Source organism: Saccharopolyspora sp. MMCC62 (assembly GCF_057736575.1).
The window spans coordinates 266619-282705 of the sequence record NZ_JBYKCM010000009.1; the positions used below are offsets into that span (position 1 = coordinate 266619).

Sequence of the window (16087 nt, forward strand, 5' to 3'; positions counted from 1 at the left end):
GGGAACCGATCAGCACTCGATGACGTTGACCGCGAGCCCGCCGCGGGCGGTCTCCTTGTACTTGACCTTCATGTCGCGGCCGGTCTCCCGCATCGTCTTGATCACCTTGTCGAGGGAGACGAAGTGGCTGCCGTCGCCGCGCAGCGCCATCCGCGCGGCCGTGACGGCCTTGACGGCGGCGACGGCGTTGCGCTCGATGCACGGGATCTGCACGAGCCCGCCGATGGGATCGCAGGTGAGCCCGAGGTTGTGCTCCATCGCGATCTCGGCGGCGTTCTCCACTTGCCACGGCGTCGCCCCCATCGCCTCGGCGAGCCCGGCAGCCGCCATGGAGCAGGCCGATCCGACTTCGCCCTGGCAGCCGACTTCGGCCCCGGAGATCGACGCGTTCTCCTTGAACAGCACTCCGATGGCGCCGGCGGCGAGCAGGAACCGGAGGACGCCCTGCTCGTCGGCTCCGGGCACGAAGCGCACGTAGTAGTGCAGCACCGCGGGCACGATCCCGGCCGCACCGTTGGTGGGCGCGGTGACCACTCGGCCGCCTGCCGCGTTCTCCTCGTTGACGGCGAGCGCGAACAGGGTGAGCCACTCCATGGCGTCGTCCTGCTCGCCGAGGTGGGCCCGCAGGGCGGCGGCGCGCCGCTTCACCCGCAGCCCGCCGGGCAGTTCGCCGTCGTTGCGGCAGCCGTTGTCGACGCATTCCTGCATCACGGACCAGATGTGCAGCAGCCGGGCCCGGATGTCCTCGGCGGAGCGCCAGGACAGCTCGTTGTCGAACATGACGTCACTGATCCGGGAGCCGGCTTCGGCGACCCGGGCGAGCAGTTCGTCGCCGGTGCGGAACGGGTGGCGCACCGGGGTCTCGTCGGGCTTGATCCGGTCGGTTCCGGTGGCGTCGTCGTCGACGACGAATCCGCCGCCGACGGAGTAGAACACCGCGGACCGCAGTTCGGCGCCGCCGCCGAACGCCGTGAACCGCATCCCGTTGGGGTGCACCGGCAGCGATCTGCGCCGGTGCATCACCAGGTCGCGGTCCGCGGAGAACCGGATGTCGCGTTCGCCGGCCAGCCGCAGCCTGCCCTCGGCGCGGATGGTCTCCACCCGGTGTTCGACGGCGGCCGGGTCGACCGTCTCCGGGTCGTGCCCTTCGAGTCCGAGCAGTACCGCTGTGGGGCTGCCGTGGCCGTGCCCCGTGGCGCCGAGCGAACCGAACAGCTCGGCCTTCACCTTGTCGACCTGACCGAGCAGACCGTCGTCGTGCAACCGCGCGGTGAACATCCGCGCCGCCCGCATCGGGCCGACGGTGTGCGAACTCGACGGGCCGATGCCCACCGAGAAGAGGTCGAAGACGCTGATCGTCACAGCTCCGTCCCCCTTCGCCCCGGCCTATTCACCGCTGGTGAACTGGGCGTATTCCTGCGCGGTGAGCACAGCACCGGTCTGTTCGGCGCGCACTTCGAGCAGCCAGCCCGCGCCGAACGGATCGGAGTTGATGACCGCGGGGTCGTCGGCGGCGGCCGTGTTGACGGCGACGACTTCGCCGGTGACGGGCGCGTACAGGTCGCTGACGGACTTGGTCGATTCGAGTTCGCCGCAGGCCGCGCCGGTCTCGATGCGCTCGCCCACCTCGGGCAGTTGCACGTAGACGATGTCGCCGAGCGCTTCCGCCGCGTACGGGGTGATGCCGATGCGGACCAGGTCGCCGCGGTCGTCGAGCCACTCGTGCTCTTCGGTGTAGCGCAGCTGTTCGGGCAGGGACATGGAGGCTCCTCACCATCACGGGCACGGGTGTGCCCTGGTTCGCGGGCCTCCCCCTCTGTTTCGGGACCTGAGAGCTTCGCCGCGGGTTCGCGGCTTGCACCGTGGGTGCGGCGCCGGGGCGCGCGCTTTCCAGAGTGGCCTCGCCCGAGCGGTCATGGGTGCCTGAGAGTTTTTCGGGGAGGGTTTGCTCCTTCGGCGCCCTGCTGGTGCGCAGGGTCTCTCCCGCTCGGGTTCTGCGGCGCTGTTCGGTTGTGGTCGTGCCCGGCAACGATAAACGGGTGTCACCCGTCGCCGGCGCGCGCCCGTCCGGATCGCGGCGTGGAAGGGAACCTTCCGGTCACCGGTGGCGGAAAGGTTCCCTTCCTCGCGGTCCGGGCGGGGTGGGGGTTCGGGGCGGATGATGCGGAGTGCGGGGTCGGGCGAGGTGTCGGGAGGTGGGCCGGGTGAAGGTCGCGGTGCCGCGCGAGGTGAAGAACCACGAGTACCGGGTGGCGTGCACTCCCGCGGGCGTGCACGAGCTGGTGGCGCGCGGGCACTCGGTGTTCGTGGAGGCCGGTGCCGGGCGTGGTTCGTCGATCCCGGACGAGGACTACGCGGCGGCGGGGGCGGCGCTCGTGCCGTCGGCGGCGGACGCCTGGGCCGAGGGCGAGCTGGTGTTGAAGGTGAAGGAGCCGGTGGCGGAGGAGTTCCCGCGGCTGCGCTCGGGCCAGGTGCTGTTCACCTACCTGCACTTGGCGGCGTCGGCGGAGTTGACGAACGAGCTGCTGCGCGCCGAGGTCACGGCGATCGCCTACGAGACGGTGCAGTCGGCGGGCGGCGGGTTGCCGCTGCTGGCGCCGATGAGCGAGGTCGCGGGCAGGCTGGCCCCGCAGGTGGGCGCGCAGGCGCTGCTGACGCCGCAGGGCGGCCGCGGGGTGCTGCCCGGCGGGGTGCCGGGCGTGCCGCCGGCTCGGGTGGTGGTGATCGGCGGCGGGGTGGCCGGGTTGAACGCGGCGCGGGTGGCCGCGGGCATGGGTGCGCAGGTGGAGGTGCTGGACACCGACGTCGACCGGTTGCGGGAGATCGATGCGGCGCACCGGGGCGCGATCCGCACGGTGACGTCGAACGCGTACGCGGTGGAGTCAGCGGTGCGGTCGGCGGACCTGGTGATCGGCGCGGTGCTGGTGCCGGGGGCGAAGGCCCCGAAGCTGGTGTCGAACGAGCTGGTGTCCCGGTTGAAGCCGGGCTGCGTGCTGGTGGACGTGGCGATCGACCAGGGCGGGTGCTTCGAGGATTCGCGGCCGACGACGCATGAGGATCCGACGTTCCGGGTGCACGATGCGGTCTTCTACTGCGTGGCGAACATGCCGGGCGCGGTGCCGAACACGTCGACGCACGCGTTGACGAACGTGACGTTGCCGTACGCGTTGCGCATCGCGGATCAGGGGTGGCGAGCGGCGTGCCGGGCGGACGCGGCGCTGGCGCGCGGGTTGAACGCGCACGGCGGGTTGCTGGTGAGCGAGGCGGTGGCGGTGGCGCACGGGATGCCGCGCACGGACCCGGGTGCGGTGCTGGTCTGATCCGCAACCGCGAGACCATGTGGGACCATCCGAGACCACTTCGCGGCGAGACCGGCGAGTTTCACTCGCAGAGGTGAGAGCACCCCGATAGGGGTTAGAGGGCGGCCCGCTCGACCGGCCTGGGGGTCACCGGGAGCAGGCCGCCAGGTCCCAGTGTAGGACACGAACGCTTGATTTCCGACGTGCGGAGCGTGACGAACCCATCGGGGCCGAACCCGCCCGAAAATCCACTCGACCAGGTGAGTTCGGTGTGGTCGGCCGGGTGAACTGCCGATGGGAGTGCGCCAAGCCGCGCCGATCTGCGGCGGTGCTCGTCGCGGACGCCACGGACGTCCGCCTTCTCCGTCCCGATCGGCCGCGATGACCGTACGACGCGGGGAGTGGCACGTGGACGACGCGAAGATGCGGGAGGCCGTACTGGACCGGCTGGCCCGGCTGGAGCGGGTGGCCACCGAAGGCGGCACCGAAGAGCTGTTACCGGTCGCCAGGTCCGAACTGCACCGCCTCACCGGCGGCCTGCGCGCCCTGCTGGAGGCCCACCACCCGGACTCCGACGGGCGCTGCCCCGCCTGTTCCGGCACGGTGCGCAGCCGCAGCTGGCCGTGCGAGTCGTGGCTGCACGTGCACCGCGGCCTCATCGGCGACAGCGCGACGCCCGGCGCACCGATCGGCCGCCACGCCCCCGCCGGCGAACCGGCGCCGGACCGCGAACCGGGACCGGACACCGGGGCGCGGCAACCGACCGGTCGCTGGCCCGCCAGTGCACCCGTCCACCACCGCTCCCCCCGACCGGAGGACGGCCGACCACCGGGCTCGGACCGGCCGATCAGCCGGCCGCAGCACGGCACGGGCTGATTTCCGCACTCCCCCCTAACGGCGCGGGCCGGTCAGGCAGGATGGGACCGCCCCGCGCCCGAGCGTGATCGTTCAGCGTCGCGCGCTCGCGGGCGCCCTGCGGGGCCGAGCGACGATGGAGGAGCGTGTGCACGACGGCAGCGGCCGGATCCTGGTGCAGAACCTGAGCAAGAACTTCGGGCCGGTGAGCGCGGTCCGCGACCTCAGCTTCGCCGTCCACCCCGGGGTGGTCACGGGTTTCCTCGGCCCGAACGGTTCCGGCAAGACGACGACGCTGCGCATGGTGCTGGGGCTGGTGAACCCGACATCGGGTACCGCCACCGTCAACGGGGTGCCCTTCGCCCAGCTGCGCAACCCCGCCACCGTGGTCGGGGCGGTGCTGGAGGCGCAGAGCTTCCACCCGTCCCGCACCGCGCGCAACCACCTGCGCTGCTACTCGGCGGCGATGAACGTGCCCGACCAGCAGGTCGACCACGCGCTGGACCTCGTCGGGCTGACCGGCGCCGCGAACCGCGCGGCGGGCGGGTTCTCGCTGGGCATGCGGCAGCGGCTGGCCCTGGCCACCGCGCTGCTCGGCGACCCGCAGGTGCTGATCCTCGACGAACCGGCCAACGGGCTCGACCCGGAGGGCATCGCCTGGCTGCGCGGCTTCCTCAAGTCGTTCGCCGCATCCGGGCGCACCGTGCTCGTCTCCAGCCACCTGCTGCGCGAGATGGAGCACACCGTCGACCACGTGGTGATCGTGAGCCGCGGCGAATGCGTCTACAACGGCGACCTGGACCAGCTGCGCGCGCAGCAGCGCAACCGGGTGCTCGTGCAGGCCGGTGACCCGCAGGCGCTGGTGAACTCGCTGCAGGCCGCCGGACTCACCGTGGAGCCGCTGCCGGACGGGCGGATCGCCGTCACCGGTTCCGACTCCCGGTCGGTCGCCGAACTGGCCCTGCAGGCCGGCGTCGCCGTCTACGGCATCCAGGAGGAGCAGGTCGACCTCGAGCGGCTGTTCTTCCAGCTCACCAGCGGCCAGTACGTCGGCGCCCAGCACCCGCCCGGCGGGCCACCACCCGGCCCCGGCGGCTGGGCACCGCCCGGCGGACCCAACCCGTACCAGCAGCACGGCGGATTCGGAGGAGGCGCCTGATGGACGGCCTGGTCAAGTCCGAATTCCGGAAGATCTTCACCACCAACCTGTGGTGGGCACTGCTCATCCCCGTGGCGCTGCTCAGCTTCGGCGCCAGCTGGATGGGCACCGGGTTCGGCTACATGCCCGCGATCGAAGAGGACCTCGGGCGGCCGCTGCCGCTGGGGCTGCTCACCATGTCGATGTCGACGAACTTCAGCACCATCTTCGCCGGACTGGTGGGGGCGCTGGCGTTCGCCGGCGAGTACCGGAACAAGAGCATCACCACCACCTACCTCACCGGGAACCCGCGCGGGGCGGTGCTCGGGGCGAAGCTCATCGCCTACACCAACCTCGGCCTGCTGTACGGGCTGGTCAACGTGCTGTCCGCCAGCCTCGGCGCGCTCGCCGGCGGGGGCGTCGACGGGTTCGGCGAAGGGCCCGACTGGCTCATCGTCAGCGCCGCCGGGCTGCTGGCGATGGTGCTGTGGACGCTGCTCGGCGTCGGGTTCGGCGCGCTCGTCGCCAACCCGGTGATCGTGATCATCGTGCTGCTGGTCTACAAGTTCGTGTTCGAGTTCATCGTCGACCTGTTCCTGGTCGGCTCCGACGCGTCCGGGGTCGTCTCCTACCTGCCGGGCGCGGCCGGGAGCGGGATCGTCGGCAACCTCGCCGTGCCGACCTTCATCAGCGCCATCGCCGGGCCGAACGAACCGAACGTGCCGCAGGGGCTGTTCGACGTGCTGCACTTCGTCTTCGGCGGGTCCTACGGGCACCCGTGGTGGCTGAGCATGTTGACCTTCGCCGGCTACGCGGCGTTGTTCGTGCTCGGCGGCTGGTACTTCAGCGGGCGGCGCGACATCACCTGAGCCGACGCCGGTCGACCGGAGGGGATCTTTCCGCGGGAGCGGGGAGGTCCCCTCCTTCGCGTTCGGGGTGGTGACAGGAAGGTTCCCCTCACCGCACCGGTGACAGGAAGGTTCCCTTCATCGCACCCGTGACAGAAAGGTTCCCTTCCTCACTCCGATGACCGGAAGGTTCCCTTCCACGCGCAGGTGAGACCCGGTACCCCGCCGCCACGGCTGCTCCGCCCCGTCGTCCCCGGCGCCTAACCTGGCCCGGTGAGCGACTCCGGCAGCGAATGTTCCCGTCCTGGTTGGATCCGCCGTCTGCTCGCCGCGTGCCGGCGCCATCCGGTCGCGATGCTGCTGGCGTTGGGCGCGTCGGTGGCGGCGGTGGGCTTGGAGGCGCTGGTCCCGCTGATCACGAAGACGGCGGTGGACGACGCGGTGGCGGGCGACACGAGCCGGTTGTGGTGGCTGGCGGCGGCGTTGGCGGGGCTGGGGGTGTTCCGGTTCGGCGCGGCGTTCGTGCGCCGCTACTCGGCGGGCCGGTTGGCGTTGGACGTGCAGCACGATCTGCGGCGCGCGGTGTTCGGTTCGGTGCAGCGGCTGGACGGCGGCAAGCAGGACGCGTTGCGCACGGGCCAGGTGGCGTCGCGGGCGATCAGCGATCTGCAGCTGGTGAACGCGCTGCTGTCGATGGTGCCGCTGGCGGCGGGGACCGTGGTGCTGATGGTGTTCGCGCTGGTGGCGATGGTGTGGTTGTCGCCGCTGCTGACGTCGGTGGTGCTGGTGGTGGTGCCGTTGATCGCGGCGGTGTCGGCGCGCAGCAAGAAGCGGCTGTTCCCGGCGACGTGGTCGGCGCAGCAGCGGGCGGCGGACATCGCCCAGCAGGTCGAGGAGACGGTGTCCGGGGTCCGGGTGGTGAAGGGCTTCGGCCAGGAGGCCCGCGAGGTGGCCCGGTTGGAGTCGGGCGCGCGCCGGTTGTTCGCGGAGCGGCTGCGCACGGCGCGGATGACGTCGTTCCCGCAGGCGAGCTTGTCGGTGCTGCCCGCGGCGGGCCAGGTGGGCGTGCTGGGCCTGGGCGGCTGGATGGCGTTGCACGGCCAGGTGGGGCTGGGCACGTTCGTGGCGTTCGCGGCGTACGTGGGGATGTTGGGCGGCCCGGCTCGGATGATGGCGAGCGTGCTGGTGCAGGGCCAGCTGACGCGGGCGGGCATGGAGCGGATCACGGACCTGATCGATTCGCGGCCGGACGTGCGGGACCGGCCGGGCGCGGTGGATCTGCCGGAGGTGCCGCTGCGGGTGCGGCTGGACGGGGTCGGTTTCGGCTACACCCGTGATCAGCAGGTGCTCTCGGACGTGTCGTTGCGGGTGGAGCCGGGCGAGACGGTGGCGCTGGTGGGGCCGGCGGGGTCGGGGAAGTCGACGGTGTCGTTGCTGCTGCCGCGGTTCTACGACGTGCAGCAGGGCGCGGTGCGGATCGGCGCGGCCGAGGGCGGTGCCGAGCACGACGTGCGGGACCTGCGGTTGGAGTCGTTGCGGTCGGCGGTCGGGGTGGTGTTCGAGGAGGCGTTCCTGTTCTCGGATTCGATCCGCGGCAACATCGCCTACGGGCGCCCGGAGGCGACGGATGCGGAGGTGGAGGCGGCGGCGCGCGCGGCGGAGGCGCACGGTTTCATCGCGGCGCTGCCGGAGGGCTACGGGACGCTGGTCGGCGAGCGGGGCCTGACGTTGTCGGGCGGCCAGCGGCAGCGGGTGGCGCTGGCGCGGGCGTTGCTGTCGGATCCGCGGATCCTGGTGCTCGACGATGCGACGTCGGCGGTGGACCCGGCGACGGAGGCGGCGATCCACGACACGTTGCGGTCGGTGACGGCGCAGCGCACGACGTTGTTGATCGCGCATCGCCGGTCGACGCTGGCGTTGGCGGACCGGGTCGCGGTGCTGGACGCGGGCCGGGTCGTGGACGTGGGCACGCAGGAGGAGCTGCGGGAGCGGTGCGGCTTGTTCCGCTCGCTGCTGGCCGGTCCCGGGGAGGAGATCGACGCGGCGGGCGCGACCGAGCCGGAGCCGATCGCGGCTGCGGCGCCGACCGCGGAGCTGTGGCCCGCGGTGGACGAACCGGAGCGCACGCACGCGGTGGAGGTGCGCGGTGGCCGCGGGGGTGGTGCGGCGACGCCGTTGACGCCGGAGCTGGCCGCGGGCCTGCGCGCGCTGCCCGCGGCGGTGGACGCGCCGCGGCTGCCCGGGGTGGATGCGACGGCGCCGGATCCGGGGTTCCGGCTGGCGCGGTTGCTGCGGCCGATCCGGTGGGGCTTGGTGGTGACGGTGCTGCTGGTGGCGGCGGATGCGCTGGGCTCGGTCGCGCTGCCGTCGCTGGTGCGCCACGGAGTGGACGGCGGGGTGGATGCGCGCGATCCGGGGACGTTGTGGCTGGTGACGGCGATCGGCGCGGTGATCGTGCTGGTGAGCTGGCTGGTGATCAAGGTGCAGACGGTGGTGACGGCCCGCACCGGGGAGACGTTGCTGTACCTGCTGCGGGTGCGCAGCTACGCGCACCTGCAACGGCTGGGGCTGGACTACTACGAGCGGGAGCTCGCGGGCCGGATCATGACGCGGATGACGACGGACGTGGACGCGTTGTCGTCGTTCCTGCAGACGGGCTTGGCGACGGCGGTGGTGAGCGCGTTCACGATCTTCGGGATCGCGGTGGCGCTGCTGGTGACGGATCTGTCGCTGGCGCTGGTGGCGTTGGCGGTGCTGCCGCCGCTGGTGGTGGCGACGGTGCTCTTCCGGCGGGTGTCGTCGACGGCGTACGCGGAGGCGCGGGAGCGGGTCAGCACGGTGAACGCGGACCTGCAGGAGAACGTGTCGGGGCTGCGGGTGGCGCAGGCGCACCGCCGCGAGCGCTACTCGGCGAAGGTGTTCGCGCAGCGCAGCGACGCGTACCGGCGGTCGCGGCTGCGGGCGCAGCGCTACATCGCCACGTACTTCCCGTTCACCGCGCTGCTGTCGGAGCTGGCGCAGGCGGTGGTGCTGGGCGTGGGGGCGACGCGGGTGACTTCGGGCGAGCTGACGGCGGGGGTGCTGGTGGCGTTCCTGCTGTACCTGGGCATGTTCTTCTCGCCGGTGCAGCAGTTGTCGGGCGTGTTCGACGGCTACCAGCAGGCCAGGGTGGGGTTGCGCCGCATCGGTGATCTGCTGCGCACGCCGACGTCGGTGCCGCAGGACGCGGCGCCGGTGCCGGTGCCGGAGCGGCTGGCGGGCGCGGTGGAGCTGCGGTCGGTGTCGTTCCGCTACCCGGGTGCGGAGCGGGACGCGTTGCGGGACGTGTCGCTGCGGGTGGAGCCGGGCACGACGGTGGCGCTGGTGGGCCCGACGGGTGCGGGCAAGTCGACGCTGGTGAAGCTGCTGGCCCGGTTCTACGACGTGACCGGCGGCGAGCTGCTGGTGGACGGGGTGGACGTGCGCCGCTACGAGCTGTCCGGGTTCCACGACCGGCTCGCGGTGGTCCCGCAGGAGGGCTACCTGTTCGCGGGGGACGTGGCCGAGAACATCGCCTACGGGCGGCCGGCGGCGTCGGACGCGGAGGTGGAGGCGGCGGCGCGGGACGTGGGCGCGCTGCCGGGGATCGCGATGTTGCGCCTCGGGTTCCGCCAGCAGGTCGGCGAGCGCGGCCGGGAGCTGTCGGCGGGCCAGCGGCAGCTGGTGGCGCTGGCCCGGGCGGAGCTGGTCCGGCCGGACCTGCTGCTGCTGGACGAGGCGACCGCGGCGCTGGATCCGGCGACGGAGTCGCTGGTGGTGTCGGCGAGCGATCGGCTGGCGGCGCGGCGCACGACGTTCGTGGTGGCGCACCGGCTGGGCACGGCGGCGCGGGCGGACCGGATCGTGGTGGTGGACGGCGGCCGGGTCGTGGAGGACGGCGCGCACGCGGAGCTGCTGGCGCGGGACGGGCACTACGCGCGGCTGTGGCGGGCGGGTGATCACGCGGTGGCGGACCCGACGGGCCCGGTCGAGCACCGCTCCGCGGACGCCGGTGACTCGGCGCACGATCCGCTGCGCACCTCCCCCTGACGTGCTCACCGTGCGGGTGGCCGCGAGCACGTGGCGTCACGCGTTCTCGCCGGTCGGGCCGGTTCGTCCCGCGAGGCGGGAACAGCGGTCGTGACCGAAACGTTGTGGTGTCCGCAGGCGACAGACGGGGTGGAGGACCACCGGCCCGCCGGTGGTGAGTCGGCGCATAGTACGGATGCCAGTGATCGACTACGACGCCCGAACGGGTCACGTTTGCCTGGTGAGGGACTTTCCTGATCGATCCTGTGACCGAGCTCTTCTCCACCAGGCCCGCACTGTGTGCCAACCGCACTAATCGGACCGCTAGCCTGGTACTTGAGTGTGTGTACATCACGAGCAGATGGATCGAGGCGAACGCCAGCCGTGTCCAGCAGCAGCCCTGCGTCACAGTTCGGCCCCAACGAATGGTTGATCGAGGAGATGTACGAGCAGTACCTCCAAGATCCCGCTTCGGTGGACTCCGCGTGGCACGAGTTCTTCGCCGACTACAAGCCGGGGCAGGCGGCCTCGGTCTCGGTAGCCGCTGACAACTCCACCGCCGCGGCAGGAGCCGGGTCGACCGCGACGACGACAACGGTGTCGGGAACGACTACTGCGACGGCCACGCGCAGCGAGGGCAACGGGCAGGCTCGCCCGGCCGCCGCAGCGCAGGCCCCCGCGCCGAAGCCGGCCAAGGCAGCCGAGCCGAAGCCGTCCCCCCAGCAGGCCGCGAAGGCGGCTCCGGTGAAGAGCTCCGGTGCGGGCGAGGAGACGAAGCCGCTGCGCGGTGCGGCCGCGGCGATCGCCAAGAACATGGAGCAGTCGCTGGAGGTGCCCACCGCGACGAGCGTGCGGGCGGTCCCGGCGAAGCTGCTGTTCGACAACCGCATCGTGATCAACAACCACCTGAAGCGGAACAAGGGCGGCAAGGTCTCGTTCACGCACCTCATCGGCTACGCGCTGGTGCGGGCGATGCGGGACTACCCGAACATGAACCGCCACTACGGGGAGGACGCCAAGGGCAAGCCCGCGGCCGTCACCCCGGAGCACGTGAACCTCGGTCTCGCGATCGACCTTCCCGCCAAGGACGGCTCGCGCAACCTCGTCGTGGCCTCCATCAAGGGCTGCGAGGAGATGACCTTCCAGCAGTTCTGGCAGGCCTACGAGGACATCATCCGCAAGGCCCGCACCGGTGGGCTGACCGCGGACGACTTCGCGGGCACCACGTTCTCGCTGACGAACCCGGGCCCGTCGGGCACGAACCACTCGGTGCCGCGGCTCACCAAGGGCCAGTCGGCGATCATCGGCGTCGGGGCGATGGACTACCCGGCCGAGTTCCAGGGGGCTTCGGAGAAGTCCCTGGTCGACATGGGCATCAGCAAGATCGTGACGCTGACCTCGACCTACGACCACCGGGTCATCCAGGGCGCCGAGTCCGGTGACTTCCTGCGCAAGGTGCACCAGCTGCTGCTGGGCGAGGACAAGTTCTTCGACGACATCTTCTCGTCGCTGCGCATCCCGTACGAGCCGATCCGCTGGACCCAGGACATCCCGGAGGGCGCGGTCGACAAGACCGCCCGGGTGCTGGAGCTGATCGACGCCTACCGCACCCGCGGCCACCTGATGGCCGACATCGACCCGCTGAACTACCGGCAGCGCAGGCACGAGGACCTCGACGTCCTCTCGCACAGCCTCACGCTGTGGGACCTGGACCGGAAGTTCGCGGTCGGCGGGTTCGCGGGCAAGGAGCGGATGTCGCTGCGCGACGTGCTGGGCGTGCTGCGCGACTCGTACTGCCGCACCGTCGGCGTCGAGTACATGCACATCCTCGAGCCGGACGAGCGCGACTGGCTGCAGAAGCGGGTCGAGAAGCCGCACGAGAAGCCGGAGCAGTCCGAGCAGAAGTACATCCTCTCCAAGCTCAACGCCGCCGAGGCGTTCGAGACGTTCCTGCAGACCAAGTACGTCGGGCAGAAGCGGTTCTCGCTGGAGGGCGCCGAGACCGTGGTGCCGCTGCTGGACGCGGTGCTCGACTCGTCGGCCGCCGCGGACCTCGACGAGGTCGTCATCGGCATGCCGCACCGCGGCCGGCTGAACGTGCTGGCGAACATCGTCGGCAAGCCGATCTCGCAGATCTTCCGCGAGTTCGAGGGCAACCTGGACCCGGGCCAGGCGCACGGTTCCGGTGACGTCAAGTACCACCTGGGCGCGGAGGGCAAGTACTTCCGCATGTTCGGCGACGGCGAGACGAAGGTGTCGCTGACCTCGAACCCCTCCCACCTGGAGGCCGTGGACCCGGTGCTGGAAGGCATCGTCCGCGCCAAGCAGGACATCCTGGACAAGGGCCAGGAAGGCTTCACGGTGCTGCCGGTGCTGCTGCACGGCGACGCCGCGTTCGCCGGCCAGGGCGTGGTCGCCGAGACGCTGAACCTGTCGCTGCTGCGCGGCTACCGCACCGGCGGCACCGTGCACGTGATCGTGAACAACCAGGTCGGCTACACCACCGCCCCGGAGCACTCGCGGTCCAGCAAGTACTCCACCGACGTGGCGAAGATGATCGGTTCGCCGGTGTTCCACGTCAACGGCGACGACCCCGAGGCGTGCGTCTGGGTCGCGAAGCTCGCCGTCGAGTACCGCCAGGCGTTCGGCAAGGACGTCGTGATCGACATGGTGTGCTACCGCCGCCGCGGGCACAACGAGGGCGACGACCCGTCGATGACGCAGCCGTCGATGTACGACGCGATCGACAAGATGCGCAGCGTCCGCAAGACCTACACCGAGTCCCTCATCGGCCGCGGCGACATCACCGTCGAAGAGGCCGAGAAGGCGCTCAAGGACTACGCCTCCCAGCTGGAGCACGTGTTCAACGAGGTCCGCGAGCTGGAGAAGCACCCGCCGGAGCCGAGCCCGTCGGTGGAGTCCGAGCAGGTCGTGCCGACCAAGCTGGTCACCGCGATCTCCCCCGCCACGCTGGAGCGGATCGCGGACTCGCACGTCGACCTGCCCGAGGGCTTCACCCCGCACTCGCGGGTCAAGCCGGTGCTGGAGCGGCGCGCCAAGATGGCCCGCGAGGGCGAGATCGACTGGGGCTTCGGCGAGCTGCTCGCGTTCGGGTCGCTGGCGATGGAGGGCCGCTCGGTGCGGCTCACCGGCCAGGACTCGCGACGCGGCACCTTCGGCCAGCGGCACTCGGTGCTCATCGACCGGAAGAACGGCACCGAGTACACGCCGCTGCAGAACCTCGGCGACGACCAGGCGAAGTTCCTCGTCTACGACTCGGCGCTGTCCGAGTTCGCGGCGATGGGCTTCGAGTACGGCTACTCGGTCGCCAACCCGGACGCCCTCGTGCTGTGGGAAGCGCAGTTCGGCGACTTCTTCAACGGCGCCCAGTCGATCATCGACGAGTTCATCTCGTCCGGTGAGGCCAAGTGGGGGCAGCGTTCCGACGTGGTGCTGCTGCTGCCGCACGGCCACGAAGGCCAGGGCCCGGACCACAGCTCGGCGCGCATCGAGCGCTGGCTGCAGCTGTGCGCCGAAGGGTCCATGACGGTGGCGCTGCCGTCGACGCCGGCGAACTACTTCCACCTGCTGCGCAGGCACTCGCTGGACGGCATCCACCGTCCGCTGGTGGTGTTCACGCCGAAGTCGATGCTGCGGATGAAGGCCGCGACGAGCTCCGTCGCCGACTTCACCGAGGGCAAGTTCACCTCGGTGATCGACGACCCGGCGCAGCCGGACCCGTCGGCGGTGCGCCGGATCGTCCTCTGCTCCGGCAAGCTCTACTACGACCTCGCCGCCGAGAAGGAGAAGCAGGGGCACACCGACACCGCCGTGGTGCGGCTCGAGCAGCTGTACCCGCTGCCGCACCGCAAGCTCGGCGCGCTGCTGGAGCGCTACCCGAACGCCACCGACATCCGGTGGGCGCAGGAAGAACCGGCGAACCAGGGCCCGTGGCCGTTCCTCGGCCTCGCGCTGCCGGAGCTGTTCCCCGAGCGGATGCGCGGGCTCAAGCGCGTGTCGCGGCGCCCGATGGCCGCCCCGGCCACCGGTCTCAAGGCCGTGCACGACGTGGAGCAGGCCGAGGTCGTGCACAACGCCTTCGCCTGATCCCTCCGCACGATCGCGGGCCGTCGGTTCCTCCGGGAACCGGCGGCCCGCTTTTCGCATCCGGGGGTGCGATGAAGGGAATCTTCCGGTCACGTGTGACAGTAAGGTTCCCTTGCTGTCAGCTCCGGCGGTGCGCTGCCGCCGGTTCGCACGTGGAGGAGGAGACGGTGTACTTCACCGACCGGGGCATCGAGGAGCTCGAGGAGCGTCGCGGTGACGACGAGGTGACCTTGGCGTGGGTCGCGGACCGGATGCGGGTCTTCGTCGACCTGAACCCGGCGTTCGAGGACGCGACCGAGCGGCTCGCGACCTTCCTCGCCCGCGACGACGCGGACGACGACTGAAGCCGCTCCCCGTTCCGGATCGACCGGGAGTTCCCGTCGTCCCACGGGTGATCGGAAGGTCCCCCGCACCGCATCCGTGGCAGCAAGGTTCCCTTCCGCCGGTCGTGACCAGAAGGTTCCCTTCACCGCGCCCGTGACCGAAAGGGTCCCTTCACCGCACCGGTGATCGAAAGGGTCCCTTCCTCGCACCCGTGACAGGAAGGTTCCCTTCACCGCACCGGTGACCGAAAGGGCCCCTTCCTCGTAGGAAGGGCCCCTTCCGCGCAGGAAGGCCCCCTTCCTCACCGCACCCGCTCCCCCGCTCGCCACACCGCGTGCGTGAGCGGCACCCCGGGCCGGTAGGCGAGCCAGGCCGCGCTGGGCGCGTCGAGCACGTGCACGTCGGCGCGGGCGCCGGGCCGCAGCACGCCGACGGCCCCGTCGCCGGTGTCGCGCCGCAGCGCCCGCGCCCCGCCGAGGGTGGCGGCGCGAATCGCTTCGGGCACGGTCATCCGCATCTGCAGCACGGCGGTGGTGACGCAGAACGCCATGGACGTGGTGTAGGAGGAGCCGGGGTTGCAGTTGGACGCGAGCGCGACGGTCGCCCCGGCGTCGAGGAGTTCGCGGGCGGCAGGCAGCGGTTGCCGGGTGGAGAGGTCGCAGGCGGGCAGCAGGGTGGCGACGGTGCCGGATCCGGCGAGGGCCGCGATGTCCTCGGCTTCGAGGTGGGTGCAGTGGTCGACGCTGGCGGCGCTGAGTTCGACGGCGAGCCGCACGCCGGGTCCGGGTCCGAGCTGGTTGCCGTGCACGCGCAGCCCGAGTCCGCGGTCGGCGGCGGCACGCAGCACGCGCCGGGTCTGCGCCGCGTCGAAGGCACCGCGTTCGCAGAAGACGTCGCACCAGCGCACGTGGGGTGCGACGGCGTCGAGCATCTCGCCGCAGACGAGGTCGAGGTAGCGGTCGGGGTCCTCGCCGGGTGGGACGAGGTGCGCGCCGAGGAAGGTGACCTCGTCGGCTTCGGCGGCGGCGATCCGGGCGGCGCGGAGTTCGTCGGCGGTGGTGAGCCCGTATCCGGTCTTGGTCTCGACGCAGGTGGTGCCGTTCCGGGCGGCTTCGGCGAGGTGGCGGCGCAGCGTGCCGCGGAGTTCGTCGTCGGTGGCGGCGCGGGTGGCGTCGACGGTGACGGCGATGCCACCCGCGGCGTAGGGCTCGCCGTTCATGCGGGCGGTGAACTCGGCGGTGCGGTCGCCGGCGAACAGCAGGTGGGTGTGGCTGTCGACCCAGCCGGGCAGCACGGCGCGGCCGCCGACGTCGAGGGCATGGTCGGCGGCGGGTGCGCGGTCGGCGGGTCCGGTCCAGGCGATGCGGTCGCCGTCGAGGACGAGTGCGGCGCCGCCGGGGGTGCCGAGCTCGTCGTCGTTCGTGGTGAGTTCGCCGATGCCGGTGATGACGGTGCTGGTCATGGTGTTC

The 16087-nt window shown here is 71.6% G+C and carries 10 protein-coding genes and 2 riboswitches; of the genes, 7 read left to right on the forward strand and 3 right to left on the reverse strand.

What is annotated here, in order from left to right; genetic code table 11:
• Window positions 1-9 precede the first annotated feature (9 nt).
• Together AC29IT_RS21875 and gcvH are read right to left on the reverse strand one after the other, a co-directional pair.
• On the reverse strand, window positions 10-1362 hold the full coding sequence (locus tag AC29IT_RS21875) for an L-serine ammonia-lyase (protein WP_358442450.1): 1353 nt from the start codon (window positions 1360-1362) through the stop codon (window positions 10-12).
• Between the two features lie 24 nt (window positions 1363-1386).
• Window positions 1387-1761 carry a glycine cleavage system protein GcvH gene (gene gcvH, locus AC29IT_RS21880; protein WP_488219962.1) on the reverse strand — a complete coding sequence of 125 codons (375 nt, stop codon included), beginning with the start codon at window positions 1759-1761 and terminating at the stop codon, window positions 1387-1389.
• A 48-nt stretch (window positions 1762-1809) separates the two neighbouring features.
• Window positions 1810-1899, reverse strand: a riboswitch (glycine riboswitch).
• Window position 1900: 1 nt separating this feature from the next.
• Window positions 1901-1996: riboswitch (glycine riboswitch) on the reverse strand.
• A gap of 208 nt (window positions 1997-2204) precedes the next feature.
• On the opposite strand from gcvH, the gene ald reads away from it, so the two are divergent.
• The 7 genes from ald (at window position 2205) to AC29IT_RS21915 (ending at window position 14638) form a co-directional block, all read left to right on the forward strand.
• Entirely contained in the window at window positions 2205-3320 is a 1116-nt protein-coding gene (gene ald, locus AC29IT_RS21885) for an alanine dehydrogenase (RefSeq protein ID WP_488219988.1), read from the forward strand.
• Between the two features lie 360 nt (window positions 3321-3680).
• Entirely contained in the window at window positions 3681-4175 is a 495-nt protein-coding gene (locus tag AC29IT_RS21890; RefSeq protein WP_488219963.1) for a hypothetical protein, read from the forward strand.
• A gap of 115 nt (window positions 4176-4290) precedes the next feature.
• A complete protein-coding gene (locus AC29IT_RS21895) occupies window positions 4291-5313 on the forward strand; it encodes an ABC transporter ATP-binding protein (protein WP_358442459.1) in 1023 nt (340 codons plus the stop codon).
• Window positions 5313-6161, forward strand: a complete 849-nt coding sequence (locus AC29IT_RS21900) for an ABC transporter permease (protein ID WP_358442462.1) — start codon at window positions 5313-5315, stop codon at window positions 6159-6161. The genes AC29IT_RS21895 and AC29IT_RS21900 overlap by 1 nt, the downstream gene beginning before the upstream one ends.
• A 333-nt stretch (window positions 6162-6494) precedes the next feature.
• Entirely contained in the window at window positions 6495-10208 is a 3714-nt protein-coding gene (locus AC29IT_RS21905; RefSeq protein WP_488219964.1) for an ABC transporter ATP-binding protein, read from the forward strand.
• Between the two features lie 363 nt (window positions 10209-10571).
• Window positions 10572-14294, forward strand: coding sequence for a multifunctional oxoglutarate decarboxylase/oxoglutarate dehydrogenase thiamine pyrophosphate-binding subunit/dihydrolipoyllysine-residue succinyltransferase subunit (locus AC29IT_RS21910; RefSeq protein ID WP_358442467.1), 3723 nt, complete (start codon window positions 10572-10574; stop codon window positions 14292-14294).
• 167 nt (window positions 14295-14461) lie between these two features.
• Window positions 14462-14638: a DUF6104 family protein gene (locus tag AC29IT_RS21915; RefSeq protein WP_224958280.1), complete on the forward strand. Its 177-nt coding sequence runs from the start codon at window positions 14462-14464 to the stop codon at window positions 14636-14638.
• A 281-nt stretch (window positions 14639-14919) separates the two neighbouring features.
• Here the strand turns inward: AC29IT_RS21915 and hutI are convergent, their stop codons facing one another.
• A complete protein-coding gene (gene hutI / locus AC29IT_RS21920; protein ID WP_358443617.1) occupies window positions 14920-16080 on the reverse strand; it encodes an imidazolonepropionase in 1161 nt (386 codons plus the stop codon).
• Window positions 16081-16087 lie beyond the last annotated feature (7 nt).